The sequence below is a fragment of the Pseudoteredinibacter isoporae genome (genome assembly GCF_011602085.1).
Classification (GTDB): Bacteria; Pseudomonadota; Gammaproteobacteria; order Pseudomonadales; family Cellvibrionaceae; genus Pseudoteredinibacter; species Pseudoteredinibacter isoporae.
Window position 1 is genome coordinate 1 of the sequence record NZ_JAAONY010000006.1, and the last position, 8,400, is coordinate 8,400.

Annotated in this window: 12 protein-coding genes; 4 read left to right on the forward strand and 8 right to left on the reverse strand. The window is 47.0% G+C overall.

The annotated features are described in order from the left end of the window. Positions 1-75: 75 nt before the first annotated feature. The 4 genes from G8768_RS20750 to G8768_RS20765 are packed head-to-tail and all read right to left on the reverse strand — an operon-like array spanning position 76 to position 3,689. The gene (locus G8768_RS20750; protein WP_166844024.1) at positions 76-1,296 is read right to left on the reverse strand and encodes an isoprenylcysteine carboxylmethyltransferase family protein; all 1,221 of its coding nucleotides are present in this window, start codon (positions 1,294-1,296) and stop codon (positions 76-78) included. Between the two features lie 15 nt (positions 1,297-1,311). Further along, the gene (locus G8768_RS20755) at positions 1,312-2,448 is read right to left on the reverse strand and encodes a zonular occludens toxin domain-containing protein (protein ID WP_166844026.1); all 1,137 of its coding nucleotides are present in this window, start codon (positions 2,446-2,448) and stop codon (positions 1,312-1,314) included. 4 nt (positions 2,449-2,452) lie between these two features. Continuing rightward, a complete protein-coding gene (locus G8768_RS20760; protein WP_166843579.1) occupies positions 2,453-2,785 on the reverse strand; it encodes a DUF2523 family protein in 333 nt (110 codons plus the stop codon). Between the two features lie 4 nt (positions 2,786-2,789). Then, positions 2,790-3,689: a hypothetical protein gene (locus G8768_RS20765; RefSeq protein ID WP_166844028.1), complete on the reverse strand. Its 900-nt coding sequence runs from the start codon at positions 3,687-3,689 to the stop codon at positions 2,790-2,792. A gap of 35 nt (positions 3,690-3,724) precedes the next feature. On the opposite strand from G8768_RS20765, the gene G8768_RS21210 reads away from it, so the two are divergent. Beyond that, positions 3,725-3,850, forward strand: coding sequence for a hypothetical protein (locus tag G8768_RS21210; protein WP_279546499.1), 126 nt, complete (start codon positions 3,725-3,727; stop codon positions 3,848-3,850). A 251-nt stretch (positions 3,851-4,101) separates the two neighbouring features. Next, positions 4,102-4,542 (forward strand): hypothetical protein, encoded by a 441-nt coding sequence (locus G8768_RS20770; protein ID WP_166844030.1) that lies wholly within the window; start codon positions 4,102-4,104, stop codon positions 4,540-4,542. 539 nt (positions 4,543-5,081) lie between these two features. Here the strand turns inward: G8768_RS20770 and G8768_RS20775 are convergent. The 4 genes from G8768_RS20775 to G8768_RS20790 all read right to left on the reverse strand — a co-directional run bounded on the left by G8768_RS20775 (position 5,082) and on the right by G8768_RS20790 (position 7,228). Then, entirely contained in the window at positions 5,082-5,327 is a 246-nt protein-coding gene (locus tag G8768_RS20775; protein ID WP_166843628.1) for a major capsid protein, read from the reverse strand. Between the two features lie 65 nt (positions 5,328-5,392). After that, entirely contained in the window at positions 5,393-5,635 is a 243-nt protein-coding gene (locus G8768_RS20780; protein ID WP_166844032.1) for a hypothetical protein, read from the reverse strand. 43 nt (positions 5,636-5,678) lie between these two features. After that, entirely contained in the window at positions 5,679-5,963 is a 285-nt protein-coding gene (locus G8768_RS20785) for a hypothetical protein (protein ID WP_166844034.1), read from the reverse strand. 26 nt (positions 5,964-5,989) lie between these two features. Further along, positions 5,990-7,228 carry a phage/plasmid replication protein, II/X family gene (locus G8768_RS20790; RefSeq protein ID WP_166844036.1) on the reverse strand — a complete coding sequence of 413 codons (1,239 nt, stop codon included), beginning with the start codon at positions 7,226-7,228 and terminating at the stop codon, positions 5,990-5,992. Between the two features lie 131 nt (positions 7,229-7,359). On the opposite strand from G8768_RS20790, the gene G8768_RS20795 reads away from it, so the two are divergent. Then, a complete protein-coding gene (locus tag G8768_RS20795; protein WP_166844038.1) occupies positions 7,360-7,551 on the forward strand; it encodes a hypothetical protein in 192 nt (63 codons plus the stop codon). A 341-nt stretch (positions 7,552-7,892) separates the two neighbouring features. Next, positions 7,893-8,222, forward strand: coding sequence for an antitoxin VapB family protein (locus G8768_RS20800; RefSeq protein WP_166844040.1), 330 nt, complete (start codon positions 7,893-7,895; stop codon positions 8,220-8,222). Positions 8,223-8,400: the final 178 nt, after the last annotated feature.

The window sequence follows — 8,400 nt, forward strand, 5'->3', positions numbered from 1 at the left end:
CATTATGCGCAATCCATAGGGTTTGTCAGACGGCCTGACAGAAGCCGAAACGCCATAAGGAATTGAATGCAAGGATCAGATAGCCCGCTGGTTAGCGGCTATTGGCTGACGCCAGTTAGCCGCTTTCCAGCGGGAGCGGATCTCCAGCGAGTACCGAACATAGGTAAAGTCTGTGGAAAGGTGTTTTTCTTCCGTCTTGGCCCGCAGATAGTAAATGCCATTGAGCATTAAAAGTGCCAGGCAGCATTTGATCGCTTGCTCCCAATCAGACACCACAACAAACGGGACTGAGATAAACCACCAGCTTAAATTCTTGCAGAAATACGCCGGATGCTTCATGTATCGATACGGACCGGAGGTAATTATCCCTCTGTTTGTCAGGTTTGAGAATCTCAAGCCGAATGCAACAGTGGCCATCGTATAGACCGCTGTAAGCGCAATGATTACGAACCCCCACAGATAGATTAAGGCTGGCTGATCGGATAGCCACTGGTGCCACACAAGGCCATTGCCATACTTAACGTAGTAGCTGGAAACGAACGACCAAAATGGCTGATAACACGCGAGAGCAACCGACCAGCCGAGCAATGTTGTCTGAGCCGTCCTGATGTGCGCGCCAAAAAGTTTTAAGGTACACAGATAAGCAACGACCACAAAGATTAAATCAACGTAATACAGCAACCCTATCGCTATATCGAAAAATTCCAAAAATGTTGCGGTATCGAAGTCAATGGATATTGATTTAATCCATTCGATTTTTCCCAGGGCATAGATATACATCAACGGATAAAAAAAGCCCTTAACAGCCCAGCCTAAAAAGTGGTGCTTAAGCTGATCAGCATCGAGATAGCTTCTGTCACCCAGAACAGCCATACCCAGTGAATAATAGCCATCCTTAGAATCATCAATATATTTAACAACAAAGCCAATATAAAACGGCAACGCTATTACAAGAAATTTTCCATAGTCATGACAAAGCTTGTAAAACGGATCGTAAAAGGTGCCGGAGTATTCAGGCAGCAACCAGTAAACAAATGCCACAGAGCCGACAGATATTAGAACACCAATGGAGCGAGGAAAAATCTCAGTAATGCGCCCTACTCTTTTTACCGGCTGTTTAATACGAGGTGAATTTAGAAATTCACTAATCGCCATTGGAACAAACAGGACAAAAGCTACGATCTGTAAAACCCGATCATTGGGCAGCTCAGTAAAAGCGATCAGCAAGTAAAGCACGACTGAAGAAGCGATCAAGGCAAGCAGGTTAACGCGAATGTCTGAGGCTGATTTAGGCATAGTATCCACCGAAGCTTATTGGCCTGATTTTAAATTTCTGTAACGGGTTCGATCATTGAGAAAGAATGTCTGCGGGTGCCTACGGCGATATTCTTGTGCAGCAAGTTGACCTTGGCTTGGCTCGGATTCACCGCGAGAAACGCGCATATAACCCTCTTGTGACTCCTGATCAGGATCAGGCCTTGTAACATCAAAGAAGCCGCCAGCAACGATTGCCTTGCACAGTGTCTCGTTCACATTCATGCGGGTGCCCTGCTGCGAAAAGCAATGACAACCCTTCATTTTGTCAGTTGATTCTGGGCGCTCGTGTTCACTCCACTTGACACAATTTGGTTTTGGATAAGTAACGGGTTGCATTACGTCCTTATAAACCGGAGCAGTCCAAGGCATACCATCAATTTCTGGTGTGTAAGATTCAGCATATGTCAGCTTTGACGGGTCTTTAACATCGGTAGGCGAAGATGCCGGATCAGAAAAACCATCATTGAACTGTTGTTGATTTGGCGCCGTAGGTGGTTGCGGGGAAAGCTGAGCATAAGCGTAATAAACCATACTGATACAGAGAACAATTGCGCCGAGAAGCAACGCAATTCTACCTTTAGGATATTGAGTTGTATGGGTGTGTTGATCGGCTGAGTGGTACTTTCCAAAGTAAGTTTTATCCAGCTTACACAAAACTGTATTTGCTGACTTGCGCTCGCTTGGTGAATTCGGATTGTCGCAACAACGGGCCCAGACAAAACGATTGACCGCACTACTGCCAAAGATTCGATCATAGTGATGATGCTCGTTGATCAAACCTTTAATGAACGGATCAACCTGACCCGATATTTTTTGGTTGATCAGAATAATGTCCATACCCTGGTGTCGGTGAGTCGCGAGCTTTTTAACGTGTTCCGGTGGCTTTTTTGAGGCATGGCGAACGGGAAAAATATTATACGCCTCATCAAATATAATCACCGAACCAGAAGGAAGCTCAGGCCATTTGAAAGCCTCTTCTTCAGTGAGTTCTACCCAGCCAAACGATTCATCGAGATCCTTAATGCCGAAATAATAAATCGGTCGATCTTTAAATTGCTTGGACTCATTGACGAACTTAATAGTATTCAGGGTTTTGCCCTGCCCGGGTGTGCCGGTAACTTGATAAAGCATTTTACTATTCCTTGTTTTGCCCAAAGATCAAACGGTTATACGCACCACGAATTTGACGAATCGAAAGTGCAGCCGCATACGCTGAAATAATGATGTTTGCACAATCGAAAAAGCCGAGCATGTCAGCGACAAAATACGCATCGCCAGACACTGAATTGAGCGCCTGTTCAAAGTAACTTGTGACGCGACTGGATGCTGTTTCAATAGCAGCAAACGACAAGATAAAAATCCCAAGGGATGTAATGGTTCGCATGATCAAATGAGCGACCAAAGCGCGAATTAAAAAAGCGGCCAGTGTCGGTAAAACGGCCGCACCAACTATTGCGGGTAATGGCATAACGTTAACCCTCTGTTAAAGCTCTGAACAAGATATGGAAGGCCGTGACGTAAGCGGCCAGATAAAGAAGCATTGAGATAACTTCGAGCAGCGTACAAACGTGTTTAACATCAATTGAAATTGAGGCACCTTTGTAACTGATCGGTGAAACCGGGAAGCACTGATCACTTAAAGCACGACCACCAATAGTCGCGGGCACCAAACCATTAAACACTTGATTGATGTCTTGATCCGCTTCCTTGGTTCGCTCTTTGCCAAGAAAGTTTTCTTCCAGTTTTTCATCGTCGTCTAGCTCTTCAGCCTTAAAAGCTTTTTCAAAATCAGAGAGCTTGACCTCTTCACCACAAAGCAAAGTGTGCTGCTGAATAAGCATTTCACACTGGACCGTTCCGCCAACACATTCGGGTGGAGCTTCAGAGTCACACTTGCCACCTTTAGCCCCCTCACCCTGGCAACGAGTTTTCCAAGTCTGCAATTGAATGCCGCACATAATGGGATCACCGTCGCCACACTTTGGCGCTTGCTCGCAAGACTCGCCACCACCACCGGCACCGCCGGATGAATCGCCACCGGATGAATCCCCACCAGAAGAATCACCACTACCGGAAGAAGAACCAGCAGAGCCGGGACATTTAAATTGATGAAAGCGAGAGCTAGAACAATCGGCATCATTGGGGAACGGATCGGTATTATCTGGATCACCATCGCAATCAGCATCATTAGGACAGCCACCAGATGAACTGGTTGTCGAACTGGTCGGAGGCGTTCCGGAGCTGCTACCTGAAGAGCTTGAGGTTGTGCTGGAACCACTAGTGGTCGATCCGCTTGAACTTGTTGACGATGAGCTTGTTGAACTGCCAGAGGTAGAGCTGGAAGAGTCCGGATCGGTTGGGCAAGTTGCCAAATCCCAAACAGGTACACCGCTACCAGGACAAATTTGTGGCGGGTTTCGATCACAACTCCCGTTTAAAGGCGGCCAGCCATCCTGACAAATATTTGGGATTGGGCAGCTATCGCCGAAACATTCATCGTCTGGAGGGCAACGGCCTGAAGCGTCTGGCGTAGCACCGCCTGGACAGGTGTATACCGGGCCATTGTAATCATCGCCAGAACTTGAGCCGGAACTTGAACTGGAACTTGTAGAGCTGGAACTTGACGTCGAGCCGCTTGAGTTTGAACTGGAACTTGATGAGCCAGAACTGGACGTTGTACCGCTTCCTGATGAGCCGCCATTACCACTGGTGTGACCGCTGCTTGATCCACCACTGGTTGATGATGTACCAGTACTCGATACATCACCACTGCTGGATGAACTCGTGCCAGACGAACCAGAGCTGCTGCTGGATGAGCTTGTACTACTACCGGTTGAGCTTCCGCTGGTTGTTGATGAATCATCGCCAGACGTACTGCCGTCACCATCGCCGGACGAGCTGCCATTGCCAGAAGTGCTGCCATCACTGGAAGAGCCGCCATCACCAGAACTTGAACTAGAAACATCGCCACCGTCGCCAGAACTTGAACCTGTAGAACCACCGCCAGTAGTAGAACCTGATGAAGTGCTTGTGGTTGAGGTTGTGCTGGTAGATGAACCAGAGGAGCTTGACGTTGTAGAGCTTCCTGTTGTGCTTCCTGAAGATGTTGAGCCGCCTGAAGTGCTGCCATCGGAAGACGAACCCGTTGTGCTTGATCCGCTGGTTGAGCTGCCAGAACTGGAAGACGTTGACGAAGAATTACCAGGGCCCGGGCATTTAAACTGATCGAAGCTGCTACTACTACAGTCGGGATCATTTGGATGCGGATCGCTATCATCTGGATCACCGTCGTTATCGTCGTCGGAATCTTCACTATCAGGTTCGCCATCGCCATCGTTATCGTTAGCACAGCGGCCGGTGGTCTCGTGAGCTTGACCAGAGGGGCACGTTGTACTCCACGGGCAGTTTGTACTAGTAATTGAGATTAGTGAACCATTGGGCCTTTTCTCATAATCGACCTTACTACAAGAAGTTTGATAATCCTTACGAGTGTCGCCACCAGAACAAAATGACTGACAAAACTCATAGGTGCCGTGAACTTCTAAATAAATTTCGTTGTAAGCAAATGATCGAGTTGAAGCGGTGAGAAGCAGCAGAAAAATAAAGGCAGAGAAAAAGAGCTTTAAAATTAAATTATTCATGAGTCGAACAGGATTTTCATTCCTGTGAGCCAAACTAGAAGGATATACATGGAGAGCATTGGGGAACCCTTTTAAAAAATCCCCCGCCCCCCTACGGAGAGAGGGGGCGGAGGCAACGGGCATTTAACGCTTGACCAGACCGTACAGAGAGCGGCCAACCAAGAAAGTCACACCGAAGCCCAGCATTGCAACAATGATGGTTTCAACAATGCCAATACCGGCTGTAATTTCAGTGGTCACAGCAGATGCATCGATAGCGGCATTAGCGCTACCAGCGGCAACAGCAGTACCAGCAACCAAGGCCAAGTGACCAGCTTTACGACTTGCGTTTTGAGCCATATTGCGGCCCTTCTTCAACAGTTTTTTCATGGGTGAATACCCCTCATTTAGTTTGAAAGTAAATGCACTTTGTGTGCTCTTTTGCCCGATATTCACTATTCTGTTTTTGTGTTTTTAAGCAGCCCCATAAAGTTTTTACCCATCCAGCAGACCGCCAAAAACAATGTTGTAGCGGCCATAATTGCTGTGAGCTGGGAAGGTTCCAGTTCTGGGAATGGCGGAGGGACTTGTTCCACCACTTTGGAAACCAACTCCTGTTCGGTGATGGTTTGCAGAGTGCCAGTACAGGTAATGGTGTTGCCGACCTGTCCGATTGTTCCGTCACAAACTATGTACATAAGTTCACCAGAGAGCCCCTGTTAACAGGGGCTTTTTGAAAGCCTATTTTTTAGGTGGCAAATTGACGAATTCAAGGTTAACAATTTTTTCCTCGAAAACTTTCTGCTGACCTGTGGTTTTGTCCGTGTACGGCTTCTCACGAACAAAGCCAGTAACACGAACATTGATCTGTACTTCGTTGCCGACTTGGCCTAGCTGGGTGCCAGACTTGACCTTGAAGCTGTTTGGTTGCGAATACTGATCAGGAGCGGCCTCGATGATGCGATAGAAATACTGGCCGTTATGAAACTGTTCGTGTGTGATTTTGCCTTTTAAAGTGCCTAACATTTTTAGAGCCTCCGGGGCTGGTTGGTTTAACTGACTGCGCGCAAATGGCGGCGACGATCTTCGAAGCCACTAACGGGCTCCTCGTACCAATTTGGGCGCTGATTGGAAAAGTCGATCTTGATTAACTGGACAAGCGGAACAACATTGTCAGCCGGCTTTCTGGGGTCTAGAGACTTGAGGAATGCGCGAGACAAGCCGCAAGACTCTAATAGCTTGACGTTGCGGAAAAACGTGGAGCTATTCTCAGAGGCAAGCTGATCGTAACCTTCGGACTTAATGTCACGATAGGTTCTCCAGATGGCATTAGCCTTACGCTTGCATACGCGACCGTTAGCCTTTACGGAAATAAATTTTGCATCAATTTTTAACTTGATCTGATTATCATCAACATTCTTCATAGTGTGGCCCTCTAACTGGGCGAGATATTTATCAAAACAATTGCGCCATAAATACCGGCATAGCGGTTCGCCGTGAGTCTGCTCGTACCAATTGTGAAACTTCAAAAACTGTTTGTAATTTGTGGGGATGCCCAAGCGCTCCAATGCCCTTGTGCCCGTTGTTCCCTCGAAACGGAGTCGTCCAAATGCAAAGTCATGCAAGCGGCGGTCAGAAAGAATAGCTGCCCTCTCCTTCTCGTTTTTACGCTTGGCAGTATCCAAGTCATGCTCAAGCTCTTGCGCCTTGTAGTAGACTTTCTGGCGGTGGTACTCGGAGCTTTTGTTGCCCTGTAGATAGCCAACATGGCGAGAAATATCTGACTTATTCGGGAACAGTGACTCCAGGAGTCTGATAACCTGATCGCGCTGATATTCCGAAGGAATGAATGCCGAGTAAGTGCTATCGAGATAACGTATCTCGGCCCTATCAATATCAAGGTGAGCAAAAATCTTAGGGAATGCCTGTTCAACAAATGCAATCATCTGCGCTGTTCCGTGCGCAATATTCTCGGTGCCAAAAACGTTGTGGCCTTGCAGAATTTTTGAGGGTGAAGCTTTAACGGAAATGTGAGGCCAGCGATAAAAGCCATTACCTTCAGGAAAAAAACCTACCGCAACGGTTGAAATGCCAGAGCTGATAGAACCCCATTTTTTAGCGGTTGGCTCAGCGTAGACTTTTGAGCCGTCAACGAATGCGACATCGCAATTAGCCGGAAAGTCATAGTCAGGAATGCGAATAAAACCCTCTATGGAATCAGAGTGCCGACTACTCAGGGCATGCACATGCTCGAAAGCAAATGGTATGCGAATGTCTGCTTTATCCCACATGAAAGGCCTCAAATATACGTGCATGCATGTAACAAGTTGAAATATGGCATGCATGTATACAAATATACAGCCCAGTTGTCAACATGTATGCATATATACTTAAGCCTTCACGGGCTTAGTGGGGAAAAAGAATGCCGGCCACCATGAGGTTTACGAAGCAAGAACAGCAGGCTCTACACGCGAAATGCGTGAAGCTAAACAAGCAGCTAATGGCACTAGAAAAAATGCCAATTAGGGAAAGTGAATTAGCTCATATATTGATCGAAAAAAGCCTGAAAATGGCAAGAATTACAAAGTCAGGAGAGATAGAGCTAGACAATTAAAACTCCCGTTATGGGAGTGATACGGGGTATTAGAGTACCCCGTATGCCATTCGGCGACCGGGAAACCGGAAGCCAATCTCCGGCTGTCGCCTGCGCGCTATCGCTTGCCGGTTAATCAGGGGCGCTGCCCCTCCCTCCCTTCGGTCGCCCCCATGAGCGCTAGCGCACTCACGCTACGACGCAAGGTCTACGCTGAAAAGCGGTTAATCAGTAAAAGGGGCTCGGCCTTTCAAATGCCCTGCGGTGTATTTTAATCTCCGATCGTAAACCATTGCGTGACTATGTAACGGAAATGATTTATATTTTATTTACGTTACACAGTCACGAATTTGAGGTGAAAAATGGCCGGAAGAAAACCCTGGAAACTTGAAGAGCTCGACAAAGAATATGCGTGCAGATGGATACTAAAAAAGTTTGGTGAGGACGAGAGAAGAGCTTGTATAGAAGAGTTAAACAACATTATTGATAGCTGGCCACCCTATGAAAAAGAAGCGCTGAAAAACGCGATAAGGCAAGACAGAAGGCGCAGGCGAATGTCGGAAGATATGTTTACCAAACCGGTCACAATTGAAGTGCAAAGCCATGTTTACAACAAACTTAAGGCCATAAAAAAAGATGGCGAAAGCTTTAGCAAGGTAATTGAACGGATAGCTGAAAACGTTACTCAGTAACGGAAAGCTTTCCGATCGGAAGCCAAGTCGGCCTGTCAGATCGAGCTATTGAGATAAGATTTTGGGACTGATTGAGGATAGTGCGCATAATTGCGATTGATGTAAAAAAGCCGTCAGGCGCTCTGAGAGGCTACCTGACGGCTTAGATACATAATCGCTGCGATTCATTATGCGCAAT